The sequence below is a fragment of the Streptomyces sp. SID13726 genome, assembly GCF_010548375.1.
In the GTDB taxonomy this organism is placed as follows: domain Bacteria; phylum Actinomycetota; class Actinomycetes; order Streptomycetales; family Streptomycetaceae; genus Streptomyces.
The window spans coordinates 1-386 of the sequence record NZ_JAAGLY010000852.1 but is presented as its reverse complement, the minus strand read 5'-3'; the positions used below and the strand labels follow the sequence as shown (position 1 = coordinate 386).

Below are 386 nucleotides of genomic sequence, written 5' to 3'. Positions count from 1 at the left end.
GCCCTGGGCCCTGCTGCTCCTGGCCGCCGTGGCACTGACCGTCTTCGTCCGGCGCCAGCTCCGCCTGGACAACCCGCTGCTCCAGGTGCGGCTGTTCGCCAAGCCCGCCTTCAGCGTCGCGGCCACCGCGATCTTCCTGCCCATGGTCGGCATGGGCGCGATCCTGTTCCTCGTCACCCAGTGGTTCCAGTACGGCCAGGGCTACACCCCGCTGGAGGCCGGACTGCGCCTGCTGCCGGCCCCGATCGCCCTCATCTGTGCCTCCATGGTGGCGCCGAGCCTGATGCAGCGCTTCGCGATCCGCCACGTGCTCGGCGCCGGCCTGGTCGTCCTGGCGGCCGGGATGGCACTGCCCTGGACCTTCCAGCAGTTCACCGACCTCGGCT

The 386-nt window shown here is 71.2% G+C and carries 1 pseudogene; it reads left to right on the top strand.

Features of this window, described 5'->3' with window-relative positions:
• Positions 1 to 386: pseudogene (locus G3I78_RS50650) on the top strand (MFS transporter); the annotation flags it as partial.